Below are 23,562 nucleotides of genomic sequence, written 5' to 3' on the forward strand. Positions count from 1 at the left end.
TCTGATGAAAAAATCTAAAAACGATAATAACTTTTTTGAGCAGTTTGCCAATGCCGCAACGAAATTTACAGGCAGCTCGGTTGCTTTTATCGCAGCAACAGCCATTGTAATTTTATGGGCGGTGACAGGTCCGGTTTTTCATTATTCTGAAACCTGGCAGCTGGTGATTAATACCGGAACAACCATCATCACTTTTTTAATGGTATTTCTGATTCAGAAAGCGCAGAACAAAGATGGGAAGGCGATCCAATTAAAATTAAATGAACTGATAGCTGCCCAGCAGGGCGCCAGCAACCGGATGGTAGATATTGAAGATTTAAGTGAAAAAGAGCTTGATCAACTGCATAAATTTTACGTTACAATTGCTGCACTTGCCAAAAAAGAGGCCGATATTCACTGTTCGCACTCTATTGATGTGGCTGAAGCATTAAATGAGTTGAAGTTAGAAAAGAATAAACATTTTAAACACCAGAAATAATGAGTTTGCAGGTTCAGAAAGTTATCCATCCTGAGGAATTGGATAAAGTATTTGCGATACGTAAAATTGTATTCGTAGATGAGCAGAATTGCCCGCCGGAATTGGAATGGGAATATGAAGAGGAATCAATACATTTTCTAGCCACACATAATGGTCAGCCTTGTGGTGCCTGTCGCTGGAGAAAAACTGATGCGGGATATAAATTAGAGCGGTTTGCAGTACTGAAAGATTTTAGAGGACAGGGCGTAGGACGTGCATTAATTGCCGAAGCCTTATCTGATTTACCGGAAGATGCCCATTATATTTACCTGAACTCACAGTTAGATGCCATGAGTTTATATGCGAAATTTGGTTTCGTGGCCGAGGGAGAGCAATTTGAGGAGGCTGGAATTCAGCACTTTAAAATGGTGAAGAAGGTTTAAAATTAGAAAGATAAATCGTCTTTGCGAGGCACGAAGCAATCTTAATGCGATCGCTATCATATAAATTTATTTCCCCACCCACAGTTGTAGGATTGCTTCGTGCCTCGCAATGACGTGAAGCTGAAAACTACCCAAATATTTTTCCGGATAAAACCATCGCCTCATTCCACTTATCCATATTTAGATTCAAATTTTCTCCTTTGTCATTTAAATAGGCAATTACATCTTCTGTAGCTATGTTACCTGTAAGGTCGTCAGCAGCCATTGGGCAGCCACCGAAGCCTTTCAATGCTGAATCAATTCTTTTCACGCCCGAATGATAGGCTGCTTCAATTTTTTCAAACCTTTCGGCAGGAGTGGAGTGTAGGTGAATACCAATTTCTATATTGCTAAACCTGGAAATTAATTTCGGTAAGATATGATTTATCTTTTCGGGAGTTGAAATGCCAACTGTATCCGCTAAGGAAATAATTCCTACACCTTTATCCACTAAAATATCCGTCCATTTTTCTACAATTTCATCGTTCCATTCATCACCGTAAGGGTTTCCAAAACCCATTGATAGATATACGACAGCTTTTTTATTATTTTTGGCACATAAAGCCAGCATATCTTCAACGGTGCTTAGTGATTGCTCAATACTTGAATTGGTATTTCGCTGTTGAAAGGTTTCTGAGATAGAAAAAGGAAAACCCAGATAATCAATTGCTTGATGTTGTATAGCACTTTCTACCCCCCTTAAATTGGCCACAATAGCAAGAAGTTTGGTTGAAGTAAGTGATAAATCTAAGTTTTCTAATACCTGCTGCGTATCTGCCATTTGCGGAATGGCTTTGGGCGAAACAAAACTGCCAAAATCTAATGTGTCAAACCCAACCTGAAGCAGTAGGTTTAAATATGCTGATTTCAGTTCGGTTGGAACGAAATGATGCAAACCCTGCATCGCATCACGCGGACATTCCACTAGTTTAATTTTTTTTAAGCTCATGATTTTCCAGGTTATTTAACCGCAAAGTGCGTAAAGTTTATCGCAAAGGAAAGAAGTAAATCAAACCGTTTCTGGTACTAAAAGTTTTCACTAATGACTAATGACTAATGACTAATGACTAATGACTAATGACTAATGACTAATGACTAATGACTAACTTCATCTTTCACCTGAGTATTTTCTGTTCTATAATCCACACTTCTGTCTTTAGCAAAAGTTCTGATGATTAACCGGGTTCCTCTATCGTAACTAAAATAACTCCATAACCAATTCACAAAAACAATAATTTTATTTCTAAAGCCTACGAGGGTCATCAGGTGGACAAACATCCAGGTAAACCATGCAAAAACGCCCTGAAAACGAATTTTTCCTATGTCTACAACAGCTTTGTTTCTACCTACAGTAGCCATTGAACCCTTATCAAAATACTTAAATTTTTCTAGGGGTTTGTTTTCAATGATATTAACCAGGTTTTTTGCTAAATGATGACCTTGTTGAATGGCAACCGGTGCAACGCCCGGATGTCCGTTTGGCGTTTCCTCATCAATAATGGAGGCTACATCGCCGATAGCATAGATATTTTGATAGCCTACAATCAGGTTTTGTGCATCCGTTTTTAATCTGCCTCCTCTAACAACTTCTGCCAGATCAAGGCCTGGAATCAGCTGACCCTTAACACCTGCGCTCCAGATTACGGTAGAACTTAAAACTGGGGCCTTATCCTGTAAAGTAAGCGTAAATCCATCATAGCCCAATACCCTGGTTTCATTCATCACCCGCACACCCATTTCAGTTAAAAACTCTTTTGATTTAGCCTGGGCCTGAGGCGACATGGGCCCCAATAGTTCGGGTGAATTTTCAATCAGATAAATGTTTACCTGATTCAAATCCATTTCAGGATAATCATTTGGGATAACATGTTTTTTAAGCTCTGCAATTGCACCGGAAGTCTCCACGCCTGTTGGTCCACCACCTACTACAACAAAGTTAAGTAGTGCACTTTTCTTATCAAAATCAGTTTCTATCAACGACTTTTCAAAATTCTGCAAAATTAAACTTCTTAAATCCAGTGCCTCTGGAATGGATTTCATTGGCATCGAATTTTGTTCAATTTCGGTGTTGCCAAAAAAATTACTGGTAGATCCGGTAGCCAAAACCAGATAATCGTAACTGATTTCACCGATATCGGTTTTAAGGCAATTTTTTACGGCATTTATTTCGGTAACTTTTGCTACCCTGAAAATCAGGTTTTTCTGTCCTTTAAATATTTTTCGGAGTGGAAAAGCAATAGACTCAGCTTCAAGTCCGCCGGTAGCTACCTGATAAAGCAATGGCTGAAAGGTGTGGTAATTATGTTTATCCAACATCACCACTTGAAAAGGTTTGTTTTTCAGTCGTTTAGCCAGCTCAATTCCGCCAAATCCACCACCAATAATTACTACTCTCGGGTATTCACTTTTAGGAAGTTGTAAATCCATTCTCTATGCTTTTTTGTTTGCTAATCTAACAAAAAGAGACCCAAAAGGTTTAAGTATTGAAGTTTTGACAGGGATATCAATGAATATGATATTGAGAAGATGATACAAAAAAAAAGCGCTCCGATTATCGGAGCGCTCGTATATTCAAGATCTTAAAATCTTATTTTTTTTCTGCAGAACTACCCAAGTCAATTACGATAGGAGTAGAGATACATAATGATGAATAAGTACCAATGATACGGCCAATCAATAAGGCGAAGATAAATCCACGGATGCTATCACCGCCAAAAATAAAGATCACCAATAACACAAAGAATACCGTTAATGAAGTCAAAATGGTACGACTTAATGTACTGTTTAATGCGAAATTAATTAATTGATTACGTTCTTCACCATGTAAATCCTCTTTACCAGATTCTTTTAGTTTCTCGCGGATACGATCAAATACAACAACAGTTTCTGTCATGGTATAACCCATTACGGTTAAAATGGCTGCAATAAAATCCTGGCCGATTTCTAATGAGAATGGCATCACACCATCTAGAATCGTGTAGAAAGATAATACCATTAAAACATCATGCGCCAATGCAAGTACAGCACCTAAACCATACTGCCATTTTTTGAATCGCACTACGATGTAGATAAACATGAAGATACAAGAGATCAATACGGCATAAAATGCGCCATTTACAATATCACTGGCAATAATAGGTGTTACCTTTTGTGAGCTTACCACCTCATACTTAGATCCAGCTAAACCTTTATTTAAAGCATCTTCAACCACTTTATCAGTTTTGATATCCTGATCTTCAATGTGGAAAGTAGTAGTGATTTTTACTTGGTTATCTTCACCAGCAGTTTTAACCTCTGGTGTTTCATTTCCAAAAACAGGCGTTAATTTTGATTTTAAGTCTTCTGTATTTACTGCATTATCAAAGTGAACTAAATAAGTTCTGCCACCTTTAAAGTCTACACCAAGGTTTAAACCACCATTTTTGAAATACATGCCAATACCAGCCACAATGATGATGGTAGAGATTACATAATATATTTTACGGCGACCTACGAAATTAAAAGCCAGATTTTTGAATGCATTACGGGTGAAGTTATTATCGAAGCTGATTTCAATTTTGCGATCCAACATCGATTCAAATACCACTCTTGAAATCGCAACAGCGGCAAATAACGAAGAAAGAATACCAATGCACAATGTTGTGGCGAAACCCTGAACAGGTCCGCTACCGAATGCATAAAGAATGGCACCCAAAATGAATACGGTAATGTTCGCATCCAAGATAGACGGCATAGCATGTTTGAAACCTTCTTTAATTGCAGTAGGAATATTTTTGCCTAGAGCTAATTCTTCACGTACCCGTTCGAAAATCAGGATGTTTGCATCTACAGACAAACCAATGGTGAGTACGATACCGGCAATACCAGGTAAGGTTAACACTGCACCAAGTGATACCAGGATACCAATGATAAAGAATAAGTTGATTAACAACGCAAAGTTAGCTACCCAACCTGCACGGTGATAATATAACGCCATGAAGATTAAGATCACAATAAAGGCAATCACGAAAGAGATTAAACCATCATGAATAGCTTGTGCACCCAAAGTAGGACCTACTACGTAGCTACCTGCAATACGTGCCGGAGCTGGTAATTTACCTGCTTTTAAGATATTTGATAAATCTTTAGTATCTGCTTGTGTAAAGTTACCTGTAATGGAAGAAACACCACCTGCAATTTCATTTTGAACGGTAGGGGCAGAATAAACCTGGTTATCTAATACAATGGCAATAGATTTTTTATTATTTGGATCAGCAGCAGCTTCAGCCGTAATTTTTTTCCATTTTGCAGCACCTTCGCTGGTCATGTACATGGTTACTTCTGGTTTACCTTTTTGATCGAAATCATCTTTCGAATCACTGATGGCTTCACCACCTAAATCAGGTTTACCATCCGCGCTAACCGCTTTGATAGCATAAAGTTCGAAAACTTTTGAGCCTTCTCTAGGTTTAACGCTCCACATAAACTTCATGGTAGAAGGAATAGCAGCAGCAACCTCAGGTATTCTTAAATATGAATTAACTTTAGCCGTATCTTTTTGAAGAGACATCCCAACAACAGCACCAGGCATTAATTGTTGTTGTCCGTTTTCTCCCTGATAAACAGGAAGGCTAAGCACAGCATATAATGGATTTGATTTGGCCAGTTCTGCTTTTGCAGCAGTTGAATCTTTTTTACCTAAACCGGCAAGTTTTCCACCTTTGGCTGTGGTATCTTTAGCAGCAGCTTTTTCTAAACCAGCTAATTTACCCCCTGCAGGAGCAGCTGTAGTATCTTTAGCTGTTGCCGGAGCATCAGCCTTTAATGTTACAGCCAATGTTTTGTTAATGTTTTCAAGCAAAGGAACAACTTCCTGTACCTGATATACCTGCCAGAATTGCAATTCAGCAGATCCTTGTAAAAGCTTAGCGATACGTTCTTTATCCTGAACACCTGGCATCTCGATTAAGATACGATTGCTGCCTTCTTGTTTTTGCATGTTCGGACTCACCACACCAAAACCATCAATACGTGAACGTAAAACGGTAAATGAGCGGTCAATAGCGCTGGTTGCTTCCTTTTCAAGGAAAGATTCAACTTCGTTATTGCTTGCGCTAGGTTTTAACTGAGAGGCATTATCCTGGTTAGAAAAATAATCTGCAAGTTTAACACCCGGGCTTAATTTTTCGAATTCATCAACAAAAATTTTGATGTAATCTTTACCACCGGCGTTTAATTGAATTTGTGCATTTTGAACGGCTTTGTTAAAGTTAGCATCAGTAGGGTTGCCCGCTAATGATTTAACCAATTCAGCTAACGATATCTCCATCGTTACGTTCATACCACCTTTTAAGTCTAAACCTAAATTAATCTCTTTAGCTTTAACTTCACCATAAGTAAATCCAACAACGGGATAAACTTTTTCGGTGCTCATTGAATCTAAATAAGCTTTTTCTTTAGCCAGATCACCCTTCGCATAGTCTTTGGCGGCTTTTTCTACATTGGATGCTACCAAAGTAAAAGAGAGCGCATACGCACAAACGATAGCTAAAACTATCGCTATAAACTTAATAAAACCTTTTCCTTGCATTGTTTGTTTAAAATAATTTGTCTTTCGCTGTTTTTTAACAAGTCGGCAAATCTAATTAAATTTTTAATTTATAGAACCCCTTAATTGATAATTTATTAAGATTAATTTTTAAGAGGGAGTAATACGGATGCAATCGTTACGTTGAATCCATTTTAATGTTCAATTATTCCGGCTGAATCGTTTGGAAAGCAAGAACAGCAACATTTGTTTTGGGTTCGGCCCCGCCAAACGCTGTAGCCCGGTAGAAAAAACCGGGGCTGCCGCTGATGTCGGGTTTAGCTTGGCTGGGAAAGTATTTCTGTTTCCGGCTAAGTGGAATACAACATCATCATTGCCAGGCACAGCTATTTCCAACTTTTCAGGAAAGAAGTTTGTCTTACCTCATTAAATGCTCAGCGTTTTCTGTGAAAATCTCTGTAGCTGATAAAACTATTTCCTTTTTAAAACCTCGAAAGTATAATCGTATTTGTTTTTTTCATCCGCCTGATGGGGCTCTCTGCTTACCACTTCCCATTTGCTTCGGTTAATTTCAGGGAAAAAAGTGTCTGCATCGAAAGTATGATGAATCGTGGTTAAATAAAGCGTATCTGTTTTCGGTAAAGCCTGGCGATAAATTTCAGCACCACCTACGATGAAAACCGGCTTTTTTTCATTTTGGGTAATTTTTAGGGCTTCATCTAAGCTGTTCACTACTTCTGCACCATCAATTTTTAGCGACGCATCTCTGGTAATCACAATGTTTCTGCGGTTAGGTAACGGTTTACCAACAGAATCGAATGTTTTGCGGCCCATCACTATGGTATGTCCGGATGTTGTTTGTTTAAAAAACTTTAAATCTGCCGGCATGTGCCATAAGAGTTGATTGTTTTTGCCAATTGCGAGGTTTTCGCCTATGGCAACAGCGATTGCAATGGTCATTGTTGATAATGATTAAAATAAGTCTGAATGGGTACCAAGCCTGTCAAGGTAAATTTCTTTTTTAATATCATCCTGGAGCCAGGTCATTAACCAATCTCCCTTGATATGGCATTCCCAAAAACCAGCATAATTTCCACTTAAAATGTGCGGCTTATAGTTTGATGGTAGCTTGCCAGTTTCTCTCAATATTTTCAGAGTTACCTCTAAAAGAGAAATATCATAATTTCTTTTGATGCAACGTTTATAATCTTTTTTAAATTGATTTGAAAAAGATATTTCGTACATACTATGAATTTAACTTCAGGATTAAATCTTCATGGCTCGAAGATTTTGTAAGACCTTCACCCTTGCTTGTTTTTGCCATAGATGTGCGTGTGGTTTTATTCGGGCTTTTAGCTGATTCAGTATTAATTACTACACCTAATTCCTTTAAAAGCTGTTTCACTAAATTGCTTTTTTTATCGGGTACACTAATTGAAAAAGTTTCCATATACAAATATAATAATTCTTTTAACCATTAATTGTTTGTATTGATTATACTGCCACAATCCCTTTGATATGAGGATGTGCTTCGTAATTTTCCAATGTAAAATCTTCAAATTTAAAATCGAAGATACTTTTTACATCAGGATTAATTTTCATCGTAGGCAGTGGTTTCGGTTCTCTGCTCAATTGAAGATTGGCTTGTTCAATATGATTATTGTATAAATGTGCATCACCTAGGGTATGCACGAAATCGCCCGCCTGTAAGCCGCAAACCTGTGCCACCATCATGGTTAATAAAGCATACGATGCAATATTAAAAGGAACGCCAAGAAAGATATCGGCACTGCGTTGGTATAACTGACAACTTAACTTCCCGTCAGCTACGTAAAATTGGAAGAAGGCATGGCAAGGCGGAAGGGCCATATTTTCAATCTCCGCTACATTCCAGGCCGACACAATAATCCTGCGTGAATCAGGATTGTTTTTAATGGTATTGATGATATTGGTGATCTGATCAATGTGTTGTCCATCAGGCGTTGGCCAGCTTCTCCATTGCGAACCGTAAACCGGCCCCAGGTTTCCATCTGCATCTGCCCATTCATCCCAGATGCGAACACCATTGTCTTTCAAATATTTAATATTGGTATCTCCCGTTAAAAACCAGATCAATTCATGGATAATCGATTTTAAGTGCAGCTTTTTTGTGGTAACCATCGGAAAACCCTCCTGCAGGTTAAAACGCATCTGATAACCAAAAACACTGATGGTTCCAGTTCCTGTACGATCATGTTTTTGCGCACCATGATCCAACACATGCTGCATTAAATCTAAATATTGTTTCATATTCCAAACCCTGAGGGGATTTTAATCGTGAATAAATTATCAGGTACAAATATGTGAAAAATCTTAATCCCGAAATCTTTTAGTTTTCTACAATAACAGATTTTTAAACATGCCTGACTTTTGTATGTTTGCATCAGAACTTATTTGGCTTTGAGGGAAAATCTCAAATCCCAAATCTCAAATCTCAAATCTGAATGTTATCCTTTCCAAACGCAAAAATTAACTTAGGTTTAAATATCACCGAGAAACGGGCCGATGGTTATCATAATCTCGAAACTGTTTTTTATCCGGTTGATATTAAAGACGCTGTAGAAATTGTAGATGCTGCAGAAACATCATGCAAAATTTATGGTATAGATATTCCCGGAGAGGCGAATGATAACCTGTGTTCTAGCGCGTACCAATTGATTAAGAATGACTATAATATTCCTGCGCAGCAGATTAATCTTTTGAAAAACATCCCGGTGGGTGCTGGTTTAGGCGGTGGATCAGCAGATTGCGCCTTCGTCATTAAACTGATCAACGAAAAGTTTAATTTGGGTTTATCTGTGAATCAAATGGAAGATTATGCCCGCAGGTTAGGTGCTGATTGCGCTTTTTTTATAGAAAATAAACCTGTCTACGCTTTTAACAAGGGAGATGAATTTGAAAAATGCGAAGTTGACTTATCAGGCTGGTTTAAAGTTCTGGTAAAGCCGCCTATACATGTTAGCACCGCTGATGCTTATGCTCTGGTAAAACCTCAAAAGCCTTTGCAATCTTTAAAAGAAATCATACATTTGTCGCCAACAACATGGAAAGATAAGGTTATCAACGATTTCGAGCCATCGGTATTCGCGAGGTATCCCCAAATTCATCAAATAAAAACCAGTTTATACGATGCAGGCGCAACATTCGCTTTAATGAGTGGGAGCGGCTCGTCGGTTTTTGCCATTTTTAACAAACCTGTTAAACTGCAGGAACTGGAAAAAAACAACTTAGTATTTTATGGTATTTAAGCTGAGCGCATGGCGCATGGTGTTCGAATAGCAAAACATTAGGGTATTAAATAATAAATTTAAATTAAGGTAGAAGGTTGGAAGATAGATGGTTTAAGGCGTTTGAAATGTCTCATATCTAATATCTCAAATCTGACATCTCGATACTATTAATATGAACATAAATCTCATCCGCAAAAGCGGTAAATTTAATTTTGAGGCAGAAAATGAAAGCGGTTTCACTGTAGAATTGGATGCAAAGACTGCCATTGGTGGTGAGGGTAAAGGTTTCAGGCCAATGGAAATGCTTTTAGTGGGACTTGGAGGATGCAGCGGCATTGACATGGTAAATGTGCTAACGAAACAAAAAGAGCCTCTGGATGATATTAAAATTGCCATCAACGCCACCAGAAAAGAAGAAGAGATGCCACCAATTTTTGATCAGATCGATATTCACTTCGACTTATATGGCGATTTAAGTACAACAAAAGTAGAACGCGCCCTGGCCATGACTTTCGATAAATATTGTTCCGTATCAAATATTTTAGGCCGCTCAGCAAAAATTAATTTTACTTATAAAATAAATAAGGTGTAGGATGGAGGTTTAAGGTATAGGGTTTACGGAGTAAATGTCCTATCTCAAATCTAGCAGCTCACATCTCAATACTCATATCTAGCATAAAATGAAATCCGAAAATTTTGAAACCATAGCCATCCGCACGCAAACCGAACGAAGTTTACATAAGGAGCATTCTGCGCCAATTTATCTTACCTCCAGTTATAAGTTTGATGATGCTGAAGAAATGCGGGCATTATTCGCCAATGAAAAAGAAGGGAATGTTTACAGTCGTTATTCCAATCCTAATACCTCAGAATTTATAGAAAAAATGTGTCTGCTGGAAGGTGCAGAAGATGGTTTTGCTACGGCAACTGGCATGGCGGCTATTTTCACCACATTTGGTGCTTTCTTAAAAGCCGGCGATCATATTGTCTCCAGTCGTTCTGTTTTTGGATCTACCCACCAGTTGTTAACCAATGTTTTTTCTAAATGGGGGGTAACCTTTGATTACGCCGATTTAGATAAGCCAGAAGACTGGGAGGCTTTGATTAAGCCGAACACCAAAATGATTTTCGTTGAAACACCGTCTAATCCAGGTATTGATATTATTGATCTGGCTTTCCTGGGCAATTTAGCCAAAAAACACCATCAACTTTTAGTAGTCGATAATTGTTTTGCTACGCCTTATTTGCAACAGCCAATTGCGTTAGGTGCACACATTTCTATCCATTCGGCTACAAAGTACATTGATGGACAAGGACGCGTATTGGGTGGTATCATCTTAGGTAATAAGGAACTGATTGCAGAGGTTATAGGGTTCGCCCGCCACAGTGGTCCGGCTTTATCTCCATTTAATGCCTGGATTTTGTCTAAAAGTTTAGAAACCCTGGCTGTGCGGATGGATCGCCATTGTGAAAGTGCTTTAAAAGTTGCTGAATATTTAGAAAAGCATCCCAAAATCAAACTGGTTAAATACCCCTTTTTACCCTCTCACCCACAATATGAAATTGCTAAAAAGCAAATGAAACAGGGTGGAGGTATCGTAACGATTGTTGTTGAAGGCGGTGTAGAAGGTGCCCGTAAGTTTATGGATGGCCTGAAAATGTTTTCCATCTCTGCAAACCTTGCAGATACACGGTCTATTGCCACGCATCCTGCAACCAGTACGCATAGCAAATTGACTGAGGAAGAACGGAATATCGTTGGTATTGAGCAGGGATCTATTCGCTTGTCAATAGGTTTGGAGCACATCAATGATATTTTAGCTGATATTGAACAGGCATTGAAAGCATAATAGCGAATTAAAATAATCAAAGCGGTATGAAATTCATTTTTATGCCGCTTTTTTTGTTATTGAATTTTAAAAAGACTCCAGGCTTCAGACTGAAGACTTTCTTACCCTACATCAATGTACAGCGGCTAAACCTAAAGTAAATTTGTATCATAAACAAGAAAGGAAATTTATGTCACAGTTTATTTTGTACAAAGAAAACACCAGGGGCCATGCCAATCATGGATGGTTAGACGCTCACCACTCATTCAGCTTTGCGAACTATTACAATCCTGAAAGAATGCACTTTGGCGTTTTAAGAGTTTTAAATGATGACTTAATTGACGGTGGAATGGGTTTCGGCGCACATCCACATGATAACATGGAGATCATTACCATTCCATTAGCTGGTGCCATTGCGCATCAGGATAGCATGGGCAATACCGCAGAAATCAAAGCAGGTGAAATTCAGGTGATGAGTGCCGGTACAGGGGTGAGTCATAGTGAATTTAATGCTTTGCCTGATGTGCAGTTGAATTTATTACAGATCTGGTTATTTCCGAATAAGAAAAATGTAACACCACGTTATGATCAAAGGGCTTTAGATGTTACTGCACGTCAAAACAACTTCCAGCAGATTTTATCTCCGAATAGTGAAGATGATAATGTCTGGATTCATCAGGATGCCTGGTTTTCATTAGGTAAATTTGATGAAGGCTTTGAAACAGAATATAAAATCAAAAAAGAGGGGAATGGTGTTTATGCTTTCGTCATTAGTGGGGAAGTAACCATTAACGGGCAAACATTAAGCAGAAGAGATGCTATTGGTATTTGGGATACTGACGGAATCAACTTCAAAGCAATTTCTGCGGATGCAGAAGTATTGTTAATGGATGTTCCGATGGAATTATAATTTAAGTGATCGTTGAAAGTTGCAGGTCGATAGGCTAAGCCTGCAACTTTTAACATATAGCTTTTAACATGAAAAATATGCAAACGAACATACTTTATATCGGCAGAGATCCTGAAATTACCATTGTAATGAACCGCCTTTTGAACGCTCGACCAGAATGGAAAGGGATTTGTGTTTGTACGGATGAAGAAGCCATTTTAGTTTTTAAAAAGGAAGCTGTTGATCTGGTATTACTTGGTAATGGCATCAATCAGGATTGTGAACAGGCTTTAAGATCAGAATTAGAAGCGATTAAACCTGATGTCAAAATCATTCAGCATTATGGCGGAGGCAGTGGGCTGTTGTATGGTGAAATCATGTCGGCTCTTTAACTGAGGCCATGGATCAATAGTAAACTTCAGATATTAGAAATTCTGTTCAGCACAAAGATTCATCGAAAAGCCCGGCCGAAGATTAACTGCAATCCAGACTGAACTTTTCGAAAAATCAATATAATCCAAAGATATTAAGAGATATAATCTCTATCTTCATCACTCAATTCCTTTTTAGTTGAAACCGGTTGATTCCTTTCAATTTCATTATCGTAACTGCTCACGGTTTTTTTAGGTCGGCCAACAATAAAGCCAATGATAAAACCGATGATGACACAAATGCCTATTACCAGTAATTTGGAGACAAATACGCCATCCACCACTATAAAATTAAATGCTACTTCATCGCTGTTTAAAAATAAAAATGCAGTAAGTAGTGCTGTCAGGATGATAATGAATATGGTTTTTCCGCTCATGGGTTAAAAGCTATAATTAAATGAAAACTCTAATATCGGATTTTGATGGTAAATCTTATTAACAAAAACCAATCTCGCTCCAACATCAACAACAGGTTGATACCTCAAAATGTTTAAACTACTGTTCAATTCTATGCCATAAGTTTTTGGTTCGCCAATATTTGTGTCTTTCCCTATATTTTCATAATGGGAAAATATACCTGCTCTGAAATTTCTGATGTATGCCAGTGGACCCAATTCCCAATCTGGAAAGGCAAAAGGAAAACGGTAGTTAAAAAGCATACTGTTCTGTAGTTTACTTTTTGCCAGGATGTTATTGTAGCCGTAAACTGTTGCAATTTCTGTTGCATACTGATTTACGCCAGTTGCTTTCTGGTAATTAAAACTAGCGAGGAAGGAATGATTTTTTGCAAAGCCCGGAAAATAGAAGAAACTTTCAAGTGCCACAATTTCACCGCCAAGATTTTTATCAAAAGGTTGATGATTGTATGTTGCCCTTAAAATTTGTGCCCACTTTGGGGCGATGTCTCTTTCTGTGGTTCGCACACTATGATTGAAGGTAAAGTTATATTCCATTGGAAATTTTAATGCTGTTATAAAATTGGAAGGCAAATTTTCTGGTAGATAACGTTGCGTAAAACTGGTGGCTGCATTGAGCGTGAAAGAATAGTTATGATTTCGTGCATTAAATGATAAAGGAACCGAGGCATTAAGCTTAATATAATTCTCTCTCCAATCGCCTTGCTGAATAGTGTTTTTAGATCGATAGAACGTTCTTTTTGGTCGATTGCGGTAGAGAATACTAAATACAGGATAAAGTGCCTTATAGCTAATATCTGCTGTATATTCAAAACGCTTTAAATCCCGGTGGTATTTTGCACCTGTATAGAAGTCCATCGTGTTTAATAAATTATTTGATTGTAATTCTAAGCCAAAAACATATTCGTTATCAATAACCGGAATCACACTGTGGAAACTGAAAAGATTTAAGCCTTGCCGGTAGTGTTTGGATTGGAAGGTGGTATCGGGAATATGGGCAAATACATTGCCAACGTTTTCCTGTTTTTCGGCTTCACTGGAGAAATCTACAAATGTATTTTCCCCAACGGGTTTTTCAGTAAGCATTTGTTCTGCAATTTCATATCCATTTACTTTATAATCATTGAAAATAATTTTTCCGTCTCCACTTTCTGTTGGATTAAAAGCACCATATTTAGATGCGCTTAATGCATTAATTTTTTTAGTAGAAGTGTCTATTGTGTAAATATTATCAATGCCATTAAAGTGTGCATTGAAGGCAATTTTATGATCAATAAAAACTGGTCTGCTCAACTGCTGTCTGCTGTTTAAAATGAGTGATCTCTTTTTTTCGCCATCTACTACCCAAAGGCTTTTCCCTTTTTCAGTAACACTGATGTAAGCAATCTGATTTCCGGTTTGATCGAAGCAAGGTGTCTGCAGGATTTCATTATCCGGGTTCGGAATTGATTTTAAAATCTTTCCTGAACGGGCATCAATTTCAACCAGATTGAATTGATTATTCAGTTCCACTTTTACGGCTATGATTTTCTTTCCGTCATCAGAAAGGGTAGGAGAGAAGAGGCGACTTTGACTGCTCAGTTTTTTAAACTTTCCGGTCATCAAATTGTAAGTGCAAATCACACTATAACTTCTCTGTTTATATCTTGGGTCGTATCGTATTTCATCCCATACCAGAATGTTGTTTTTTAAGCTAAACCAGGGTTGTTCCTGATAGCCTATTCCAAATAATTTTTGTTCAGACTGATCTTGATTAATGAGCACAAAATGTCTTGCTTCCTGCTTACTTTCTTTAAGTGCTAAAATCTGTTTTTTATTTAATCTTGCAGGAAGAAAATAATGGGTAGCCAGTGATGTTTTTTGATTAAGTGATACATAATTTTCTGTTGATAAAAACTCTTGCTGATTGGTCCATTTTTTCTCTAGTTTTTCCTGAGTATCCTCAAAGTATTTTTTCGTGTTTTTACCGGTATATTTTTTTAAACTTTTTGAGAAAGGATAGAGCCTTATTGGGCGCCTTCTGATATCTGAAAGTAAGCTGTCAGAAATGAACTGACCAAATTTTTCCTTCATGTCTGCTACCATCAAATACCCGGTTTGATAATATCCGGGAGTGAGGTCTTTATTGGAACCAAAATAGGCTTTGCTGTAAGAGAATTTTTTTCCTTCTAAAGTTGATGCCCGGTAAGGCATGATCCAGTTGGGCTGTCTGCCCCGGCCTGATTCCGTTAATGCGGTTTCATTCACCACCGCATCACCTTCAAAAAACCAGATAGGTATGCTAGCCCCGAAGTAAGCAAAGTAAACCAGTTCAGGAAAAGGATGATTTTTATTTCCTGTCAATTTGTCAAACTGTGCAACGTGACGAAGTTCATGAACCGCCAGGTTATTCAGCCAATCCTGGCTATCAAAATATTGAGGTGGTGTAGCATAGAATTCCGATTTCTTTGGACCGAGCTGAACAAAGCCATTGGCAATGGTTCCCTGGTTTTGAAGCAGGAGTGGGATGGAGGTCTGCTGCTGCCTTAACCCGAGTCCAACTTTTGGGTAAATGAAAGGTAACGTCCTTGCCATTCGCTGGGCATCATTTTCAAGTTCCTTTGGGTAGATGATTTTAAAACCGCCAGACTCAATGTAGTTCCAATGTACACTAAGTGGGTTCTGTGCAGTGCTGAATATTTGTCCGAAAACAGGATGTGAAATAATACTTAATGAAATTGATGTTAAGTAACTGATAATTAGTTTTATGTTTCGTTTATTTAACTTCATTTACTGGGTATGCTAAAATTGTTAGTTTTTTAAAATTTCAATTGTGGTTAATGTGTGTTTTTTTGATTTAATAATTGATGTTTTAAAATTTGATAATCAATTGTTTATGTTTTTGATTTAAATTAGTTTTTAATGTCGTGATAACTAATATTGAAATCTATTTTGTATGTTAGAATGCTTCGGTTTGCGTTTTTTTAAGGAATTAAAATCAGCGCTTTAAATTACACTTATTAATCGATTTTAAGCAAAAATTTTTCGCTGTTTCTAAAATAATGATGGCAATAGCCATGTTAAATGTTCTCACATTTATGCAGAGATTTGGTTTAAATTGCAACAGCTCAACATCGAAACAATGGTGATGGCAATTGGAAATTTAAAACCTGGCATAAGGATATCTGATACATCTGAATAGTTGGAACAGATAATAATTACCTGGCAACTTCTTCTTAAGTCGAAAATTTTTTAAAAAGGATCAACCTGTGATTGCTATGTTTTGAAAATTTTCTGGGCTTGTAGATAAATAATAATATGACTTTATGTCATTTGACTGAAATCTGTATCGTGAAATCGAATGTCAGCATACAGGGGTCAATAGGAAAGGAGTTTGTTTATCAAATTTTTAGCGAAGGTTAAAGTTATGCTATAAGACTTTTTTTTCCGGTTATTCCATACTATTTAACTGCATTCCGTAGGTTCGTTTTCTATCAAATTCGGGTAGTATTTTCAGAAATTATGTATGAATTTCAGATGTGTCAGCATGATAAATATGTATAATTTAGCCTTCCTAATGGCAATTCTTTGGAATATTTGGTAGCAACTGCCGGTTTTTTCATTTTTAACCTTAATTCTAAATAATGGTGTTTTTATTTATTTAAAAGCCTTTAAATGAGTTCTTTATATGGTTGTTTTAGCTGTTTTTTAGATTTATTAAAAATGGTAAGGCTGCATGCTAAAAGTCAGCTGACACAATCAAAATTAGCTACACAATGTTTGAAATTTTGATTTAACATGCGAAATTTTTGAATCTTTTAAGTACTTGAAATGCGTACAATTGCTGCACTTTTTGCATTAAATGAATCTAAAATTAATAGCCTGATTTATTAATATTTATGGAATACTGGATGTGTTAACAGGTGATATTTTGATGGTATTTTAGAGGTTCTAAAAAGGTATAAAAGTCATTTAGCATATACACTAATTCAAGCTAGAAACATAAAGATTTTAGGGGAAATTATATCCTTTTTTGATCGGTGTTGATGTGTTAAATTAGGATGTTTAATAGCGGCTATTTCAGGCATTAATTGCCTTGGAAATTATTCGATTGTATAGGGTTTTAATGTTGAAAATTAAGCGTTAAAATGTATTTTAAAAGGTGTAGTTTATTAGTGCTTGTTTCTTCTTTTTTTATAGATGGGATAGAAGAAAATAGTACTTAAAATAATGGCTGCCCCGATATAAAATCCAGCTGTCATTTGCTCCTTATCTTTGAAGAAAATAAAGGCTAACAAGATCCCGTAAACAGGCTCCAGATTTGTGATCAAAGCCACTCGGAATGCTGATAAAGTTCGCATCACAGATACCCCTGCAACGTAGGCGACTGAAGTACAAAGTGTACCTAAAAGGCTAATGTAAAACCAGTCATTCAGGCTCAGGTTGAACGAGGAATGAATTAAAGATCCGTCATATAGACGGCACAATGTAATCCAAAAAAGCCCGCCTACTAATTCATAAAAACCAATAATAGAAGGTTCGCTTTTTTGAACAAGAGTAGAATTTATCGTTGAAAAAAGACTTGAAGCTACCGCAGCAAGAAGCCCGAAAATAATGCCTGATGTATATTGACCTTCAAATTTAAAGATCATGTAGATGCCCAGAATAATGATCAATCCAACCAAAATATCTCCAATCTGAATGGGCTGTTTTTTGATCAGGGGCTCCAGAATGGCCGTGAATAATGTGAAAGAAGAAAGGCAAACTAAAGTCACTGAAACGGTAGAAACTTTAATCGCGTGAAAGAAAAATATCCAGTGAATGGCTACAATGGCTCCGGTTAAAAAGAACTGAATAAATTGTTTTTTTGAAATTTTGATGTTCTTTTTCGTGATGAGAAACCACGCAAAAAGAGTTGATGTTGCAATCAAAACCCGATACCAAACCAATGGTACTGCATCGATAGAAATTACCTTACCAAGCACGCCGGTAAAGCCCCAGATGAGTACGGTAAAATGAAGAATCAGTAAGTTTTTTTTTGTGCTGTCCATTCCTACTTTGGCGCCCGTTTTAGCAAATAGATCCCGAGTAAACCGAATGCAATAGTAGGTGAAATAACGGCAACCACTGGTGGTAATCCGCCTTTGGTAGAAAACATCTGTGTAAACTGATTAAACACAATATACGTGAAGCTGATTAAAATACCAATGCCCAATGAAACTCCTACTCCGCCCCGCACTTTACGAGAGGAGAGGGCCACACCAATTAGCGTTAAAATGTATGCAGATAGCGGATGCAGGTAACGTTTAAACTGTTCAAACTCCAGGTCGTTCATAATGCCTGTTCCCCTGACTTTTTCTTTTCGGATTTTATCTGCCAGCTCGCTCGTTGAGAGGTTTTGAACCACATTGGCGTAGGCCGAAAAGTCGTCAGGACGCATATCTAAAATGGTATCTTTAAGCTTTCCGTTTCCATAAATCATGGATTCTTTTAAACCATCAATTTTTCGAATAGAGTAGTTGCTAAGTTGCCATTTTCTCTTGGTAGAATCCCATTTGATATTGTCTGCAACAATCTTTCTAACCAATACATCCCCGTTAAAATTGTCTAACGAAAACCGATATCCGTAATTGGTTTTGTTATCAAAACTTTCAATGTAAATATAAGTTTTATCATCCAGCTTCATGTGGATATTTGTTTTCGTAGAAGGGTCGTTGCGCTTTACGTAGGTATTCTCGAAGCTGTTTTTGAGCGTATTGGTATAAGGTAAAATATAAAGATTAGACCCTAAATTGGCTGCAAATATAACCGTTGCAGAAACGAAATAAGGCAATAAAAACCTGTTAAAGCTAACACCCCCACTTAGGATGGGTACAATCTCTGTTTGATCAGCCATTTTAGCCGTAAAGAAAATAACGGCAATAAAGTTAATCAATGGTGATAGCATGTTTACATAAAAGGGAATGGAACCGGCATAATATTTAGAAAGAATGCCCCAAAAACTGAGACCGCTTTTCATAAAGTCATCCATTTTTTCGGACAGATCAAATACGACAATGATGATTACGAAAATGGCCAGGGTATATATAAATGTACCCAGGTATTTACCGATAATATATTGGTCAATAATTTTTATCCTCCCTTTTAACAAACTCATTCTTATAGCTTATTTCCTAAAACTTTAACCATTTTGTTCTTCCATTCGTAAAATTCACCTGAAATAATTTTTTCTCTGGCTTGTTTTACCAGCCATAAATAGAAATGTAGGTTGTGTAACGTTGCAATTTGTGCGCCAAGCATTTCTTTACTATGTACCAGGTGTCTTAAATACGCTTTACTGGTGACCAGATCAGCATGTAGATCACTTTCAGCATCCAGCGGAGAAAAATCATTTTCCCACTTCTTATTTCTGATGTTGATAATGCCATTTCTGGTGAAAAGCATCCCATTTCTTGCATTTCTGGTAGGCATTACACAATCAAACATATCCACACCCAAGGCAATGTTTTCGAGGATATTAATTGGTGTTCCAACCCCCATTAAATAACGTGGTTTTTCATATGGAAGGATATCGCAAACCACTTCCGTCATGGCATACATTTCTTCAGCGGGCTCACCTACAGATAAGCCTCCAATGGCATTTCCTTCGCGGTTCATACTGGCTATAAACTCTGCAGATTTGATCCTTAGGTCCTTGTATACCGAACCCTGAACAATAGGAAACAAGGTTTGGTCAAAACCATATTTAGGTTCAGTATTGTCGAAATGAGTACAGCAACGTTTCAACCAACGGTGTGTCATTTTAATAGACTGTGCCGCATAGGTATAATCGCATGGATAAGGCGTACACTCATCAAAAGCCATAATAATATCTGCTCCGATGGTACGCTGGATGTCCATTGCGTATTCAGGCGTAAAAAGATGTTTCGATCCGTCGATATGCGAATGAAAAGTCACCCCCTCTTCTTTAATTTTACGCACTTTACTTAAAGAATACACCTGATAACCACCACTATCAGTTAAAATCGGCCGATCCCATCCGATAAATTTATGCAAACCACCGGCTGCTTCCAATATATCCAAACCTGGTCTCAGGTATAAATGATAGGTGTTCCCTAAAATAATTTTGGCATCTATATCATCCTTAAGCTCGCGCTGGTGAACAGCTTTTACTGTTCCGGCCGTGCCAACCGGCATAAAGATAGGCGTTTGTATTTCGCCATGGGCAGTAGTAACGGTCCCGGCTCTGGCTTTTGATAAAGGATCGTTTGCCTGTAAAGTAAATTTCATATAGAATGCAAAAGTAACAAATTTACCACAGCTACATATACTGTTGGTTAGTTTAATGGCTTAAATCAATAATAAAAATGATCAGGTTTTCAGCTTCAGCAAGCTAAAAGGATGCATTGTTAAATACAGCTTCTTTTTAGCTGAAATAATATTTAGGATGTTTTTTTCAACATCAGGGATATTGCAGATTTAAAATAGGAAATTTGCGCCTATTTATTTTATCATCGTGATCTTAACTTTACCTGAAATTATTCTGCTTTCCATATTGGCTTTTTGCCTTTTAGTTCAGCTTTATTTTGTTTTATTTGTGCACTTAAAGCTGGCTAATGCTACGGTAGAAGCAATACCGTCTACAGCCAGAAAGCCGCTCAGCGTAATTGTGTGTGCCAGAAATGAAATTAAAAATCTACGCGAGTACCTCCCCACCTTAATGACTCAAAACTATCCTGAATATGAAGTGGTAGTGGTGAACGATCGCTCCTGGGATGGAACAGAAGAGTTTCTGGAGGAAATGGAAAAAGTATATCCCAACCTGAAAGTGGTTAAAGTTTTGGATAACGATAAGTTTTTAGCCGGTAAAAAGTTCGCAGTGACCATGGGAATAAAGGCAGCAAAATATGAATGGCTTGTTTTTACAGATGCGGATTGCACCCCGGGATCAGATCAATGGTTGATGGATATGCAACAACCGGAAGATGATAACACTGAAATTGTTCTAGGCTATTCACCATACATAAAAAAGCGTGGTTTATTAAATGCCCTGATTCGTTTCGAGACATTCTTTACCGCAGTAAATTATCTTTCATTCGCTTTAAAAGGTATGCCTTATATGGGGGTTGGCCGGAATATGGCTTACAAAAAGTCGTTGTTTTTTAAAAGCAAAGGATTTGCGGCACACATGCATATCCCGTCTGGTGATGATGACTTGTTTGTAAATGCCAATGCTAAGCGACATAATACAGAGATTCGCATCCATCCAGATAGCCATGTATGGAGTGAACCCAATCGTACCTGGGGCGGATACCTTAAACAGAAAAAGCGCCACTTTGGAGCAGGTAAAATGTACAAGTCAAAGCATAAGTTTATTTTAAGCCTGCAAATTATTTTTCAGTTTCTATTTTATGGCTTTTTTGTAGGGGGGATGTTTTTAAGCCGGGAAGCACAATATATAGCAGGGGGTATACTTTTACTGAGCATTATCATCAGGAGTTTAATTTATCCAAAGTTGTTGAAGCGGTTAAACTATAGCGATTTGCGTTGGTGGTTCCCGATATTAGATATACTTTTGTTCCTGTTTTTAACATTAAACGGATTTTTAGCCATGTTTGGCCGGAAAAAAGTGAATTGGAAATAGATTTAACTTATAAAAATTATCATATGGCTGACGTAAAACCAGATCTTGTTTTAAAATATTTTCCTGATTTGACAGCGAAACAAATTGATCAGTTTTCGCAATTATTTGATCTGTATGTTTATTGGAACGCTCAAATTAATGTGATCTCCAGAAAGGATATTGAAGCGCTTTATGAACGTCACGTTTTGCATTCTCTGGGAATAGCAAAGGTTTGCACTTTTAGAGCCGGCGAATCTGTTTTAGATGTAGGCACCGGGGGAGGCTTTCCAGGCATTCCCCTAGCCATTCTGTTTCCTGATACGCAGTTTTATCTGGTCGATTCTATTGGCAAGAAGATTAAAGTGGTGAAAGAAGTAGCTTCTGCTTTGGGGCTGGAAAACTTGAGGGCAGACCATCTAAGGGCAGAGCAAATCAAGGAAAAGTTCAACTTCGTGGTTTCTAGGGCGGTTACCCGTTTAGGTGAATTTTATCCATGGATTCAGGGAAAATTTAAAAAGGACGCTGTAAACGCCATTCCGAATGGAATTTTGTACTTAAAAGGTGGTGATTTGGATGAAGAGATCAAGGAGTCAAAACTGAAAGCAGAATTGTACCCGCTTTCAGCTTATTTTGAAGAAGATTTTTTTGAAACCAAATATGTGGTTTACGTACCGCAATAAGGATTAAAGCCTTTCTTTCTTTTTAGGGTTATCCATCATCATCATTTTATCTTTTAATGATTGTTGAAGGCCTGACTGTGCATCTACATTTTTGACGACTTCTAATACTGTGTTTGCGGCATCGCTAAAGAACTGCTTTGTAATGGTTGAATACTCATCCGTAGCCTTGTGATAGTCTTTATGATCTTCTACACCGAAATAAAGAAATGGGATGTTTTTGGCATTGAATGCTCCCTGATCACTTTGATTTGTCCAGTCATCGTGGCCAAGTTTGGGGTCATCATGACCTAAAATAACTTTGATGTCTTTTCTGGTTGTATCAACATATTTTTTTAGTGCGGGATACCTAAATGTACCGCAAACATAAAGTTCACCTTTCTCACTATGCCCAATCATATCCATATTTAAATTTACAGCAATTGATCCGAGTGGTACAGGTGGATTGGCCACGAAGGCTTTGGCGCCTTGCAAGCCCATTTCCTCAGCATCAAATGAGGCAAAAATAATGGTACTATTGGGTTTGTTTTTTGAAAAATATGCTGCAATCTTAAGCAATCCTGCAGTTCCCGAAGCATTATCATCAGCACCATTAAAGACTTCATCCTTAAGCACACCCAAATGATCATAATGAGCAGAAACCACGATTATGTTTTTGCCTTTTCCAGGAATATAGCCAATTACATTGGTACCGTTGATCTTCGCCCCATTTCTGGAATTAAAGGTAAATTCATGTGCGTAGTTCACATTTTGGGGATATGATTTTAATCCCAGTTTCTGAAAACGCTCAATGATGTAAGCTCTTGCCATTTCCGCACCTTTGGTGCCGGTTCTTCTACCCTGATAAGCATCAGATGACAGGATTTCTACATCTTTAAGCAGTTGCACATCTAATTTTCCTGAGCCGGTTGTCGTTTGATTTTTAACCGATGAACAGCAGCTGAGCATCATGGCTAAAGGAATAATATATAGGATTTTCATAG

At 37.6% G+C, this 23,562-nt stretch carries 22 protein-coding genes; 9 read left to right on the forward strand and 13 right to left on the reverse strand.

The genetic code is table 11. The annotated features are described in order from the left end of the window. Positions 1 to 4 precede the first annotated feature (4 nt). Positions 5 to 478: a low affinity iron permease family protein gene (locus tag OQX64_RS01075; RefSeq protein ID WP_088300805.1), complete on the forward strand. Its 474-nt coding sequence runs from the start codon at positions 5 to 7 to the stop codon at positions 476 to 478. Beyond that, a complete protein-coding gene (locus OQX64_RS01080) occupies positions 478 to 900 on the forward strand; it encodes a GNAT family N-acetyltransferase (protein WP_088300804.1) in 423 nt (140 codons plus the stop codon). The genes OQX64_RS01075 and OQX64_RS01080 overlap by 1 nt, the downstream gene beginning before the upstream one ends. Before the next feature lie 127 nt (positions 901 to 1,027). Here OQX64_RS01080 and OQX64_RS01085 read toward each other — a convergent pair whose 3' ends face one another. The 7 genes from OQX64_RS01085 to OQX64_RS01115 form a co-directional block, all read right to left on the reverse strand. Beyond that, positions 1,028 to 1,888, reverse strand: coding sequence for a hydroxymethylglutaryl-CoA lyase (locus OQX64_RS01085; protein WP_265817149.1), 861 nt, complete (start codon positions 1,886 to 1,888; stop codon positions 1,028 to 1,030). Between the two features lie 146 nt (positions 1,889 to 2,034). Continuing rightward, positions 2,035 to 3,366 (reverse strand): NAD(P)/FAD-dependent oxidoreductase, encoded by a 1,332-nt coding sequence (locus tag OQX64_RS01090; RefSeq protein ID WP_265817150.1) that lies wholly within the window; start codon positions 3,364 to 3,366, stop codon positions 2,035 to 2,037. A 160-nt stretch (positions 3,367 to 3,526) separates the two neighbouring features. Beyond that, positions 3,527 to 6,508: a protein translocase subunit SecDF gene (gene secDF / locus OQX64_RS01095; protein ID WP_088300801.1), complete on the reverse strand. Its 2,982-nt coding sequence runs from the start codon at positions 6,506 to 6,508 to the stop codon at positions 3,527 to 3,529. Between the two features lie 429 nt (positions 6,509 to 6,937). Then, positions 6,938 to 7,426, reverse strand: coding sequence for a dihydrofolate reductase (locus OQX64_RS01100; RefSeq protein WP_265817151.1), 489 nt, complete (start codon positions 7,424 to 7,426; stop codon positions 6,938 to 6,940). A gap of 12 nt (positions 7,427 to 7,438) precedes the next feature. After that, the gene (locus OQX64_RS01105) at positions 7,439 to 7,711 is read right to left on the reverse strand and encodes a type II toxin-antitoxin system YafQ family toxin (RefSeq protein ID WP_088300798.1); all 273 of its coding nucleotides are present in this window, start codon (positions 7,709 to 7,711) and stop codon (positions 7,439 to 7,441) included. 1 nt (position 7,712) lies between these two features. After that, entirely contained in the window at positions 7,713 to 7,916 is a 204-nt protein-coding gene (locus OQX64_RS01110; RefSeq protein WP_265817152.1) for a hypothetical protein, read from the reverse strand. Between the two features lie 44 nt (positions 7,917 to 7,960). Next, positions 7,961 to 8,755, reverse strand: a complete 795-nt coding sequence (locus tag OQX64_RS01115; RefSeq protein WP_265817153.1) for a thymidylate synthase — start codon at positions 8,753 to 8,755, stop codon at positions 7,961 to 7,963. 194 nt (positions 8,756 to 8,949) lie between these two features. Between OQX64_RS01115 and ispE the strand changes: the two genes are divergently transcribed. From ispE to OQX64_RS01140, 5 genes are all read left to right on the forward strand, one after another. Then, on the forward strand, positions 8,950 to 9,753 hold the full coding sequence (gene ispE / locus OQX64_RS01120; protein ID WP_265817154.1) for a 4-(cytidine 5'-diphospho)-2-C-methyl-D-erythritol kinase: 804 nt from the start codon (positions 8,950 to 8,952) through the stop codon (positions 9,751 to 9,753). 154 nt (positions 9,754 to 9,907) lie between these two features. Next, complete coding sequence (locus OQX64_RS01125; protein WP_265817155.1) at positions 9,908 to 10,327, forward strand: OsmC family protein; 420 nt, start codon at positions 9,908 to 9,910, stop codon at positions 10,325 to 10,327. An 88-nt stretch (positions 10,328 to 10,415) separates the two neighbouring features. Next, positions 10,416 to 11,585, forward strand: coding sequence for an O-succinylhomoserine sulfhydrylase (locus tag OQX64_RS01130; RefSeq protein ID WP_088300793.1), 1,170 nt, complete (start codon positions 10,416 to 10,418; stop codon positions 11,583 to 11,585). A gap of 169 nt (positions 11,586 to 11,754) precedes the next feature. Then, positions 11,755 to 12,474: a pirin family protein gene (locus tag OQX64_RS01135; protein ID WP_088300792.1), complete on the forward strand. Its 720-nt coding sequence runs from the start codon at positions 11,755 to 11,757 to the stop codon at positions 12,472 to 12,474. A 77-nt stretch (positions 12,475 to 12,551) separates the two neighbouring features. After that, positions 12,552 to 12,845, forward strand: coding sequence for a hypothetical protein (locus OQX64_RS01140; RefSeq protein ID WP_265817156.1), 294 nt, complete (start codon positions 12,552 to 12,554; stop codon positions 12,843 to 12,845). A 134-nt stretch (positions 12,846 to 12,979) separates the two neighbouring features. On the opposite strand, the gene OQX64_RS01145 is transcribed toward OQX64_RS01140, so the two are convergent. From OQX64_RS01145 to tgt, 5 genes are all read right to left on the reverse strand, one after another. Next, positions 12,980 to 13,261 (reverse strand): hypothetical protein, encoded by a 282-nt coding sequence (locus tag OQX64_RS01145; protein WP_265817157.1) that lies wholly within the window; start codon positions 13,259 to 13,261, stop codon positions 12,980 to 12,982. Between the two features lie 3 nt (positions 13,262 to 13,264). After that, positions 13,265 to 16,069 carry a TolB family protein gene (locus tag OQX64_RS01150; protein WP_265817158.1) on the reverse strand — a complete coding sequence of 935 codons (2,805 nt, stop codon included), beginning with the start codon at positions 16,067 to 16,069 and terminating at the stop codon, positions 13,265 to 13,267. A 1,382-nt stretch (positions 16,070 to 17,451) separates the two neighbouring features. After that, the gene (locus tag OQX64_RS01155) at positions 17,452 to 18,330 is read right to left on the reverse strand and encodes a DMT family transporter (protein ID WP_265817159.1); all 879 of its coding nucleotides are present in this window, start codon (positions 18,328 to 18,330) and stop codon (positions 17,452 to 17,454) included. Between the two features lie 2 nt (positions 18,331 to 18,332). Continuing rightward, positions 18,333 to 19,436, reverse strand: coding sequence for an LptF/LptG family permease (locus OQX64_RS01160; RefSeq protein WP_265817160.1), 1,104 nt, complete (start codon positions 19,434 to 19,436; stop codon positions 18,333 to 18,335). Between the two features lie 2 nt (positions 19,437 to 19,438). After that, complete coding sequence (gene tgt / locus OQX64_RS01165; RefSeq protein ID WP_265817161.1) at positions 19,439 to 20,569, reverse strand: tRNA guanosine(34) transglycosylase Tgt; 1,131 nt, start codon at positions 20,567 to 20,569, stop codon at positions 19,439 to 19,441. Positions 20,570 to 20,795: 226 nt separating this feature from the next. Here tgt and OQX64_RS01170 point away from each other — a divergent pair, with 226 nt between their 5' ends. Continuing rightward, entirely contained in the window at positions 20,796 to 21,923 is a 1,128-nt protein-coding gene (locus tag OQX64_RS01170; protein WP_265817162.1) for a glycosyltransferase, read from the forward strand. Positions 21,924 to 21,946: 23 nt separating this feature from the next. Further along, complete coding sequence (rsmG, locus tag OQX64_RS01175; RefSeq protein WP_265817163.1) at positions 21,947 to 22,582, forward strand: 16S rRNA (guanine(527)-N(7))-methyltransferase RsmG; 636 nt, start codon at positions 21,947 to 21,949, stop codon at positions 22,580 to 22,582. 3 nt (positions 22,583 to 22,585) lie between these two features. Here the strand turns inward: rsmG and OQX64_RS01180 are convergent, their stop codons facing one another. Next, on the reverse strand, positions 22,586 to 23,560 hold the full coding sequence (locus tag OQX64_RS01180; protein ID WP_265817164.1) for a M28 family peptidase: 975 nt from the start codon (positions 23,558 to 23,560) through the stop codon (positions 22,586 to 22,588). Between the last annotated feature and the right edge of the window lie 2 nt (positions 23,561 to 23,562).

The organism is Pedobacter sp. GR22-10 (assembly GCF_026239715.1).
GTDB lineage: Bacteria > Bacteroidota > Bacteroidia > Sphingobacteriales > Sphingobacteriaceae > Pedobacter.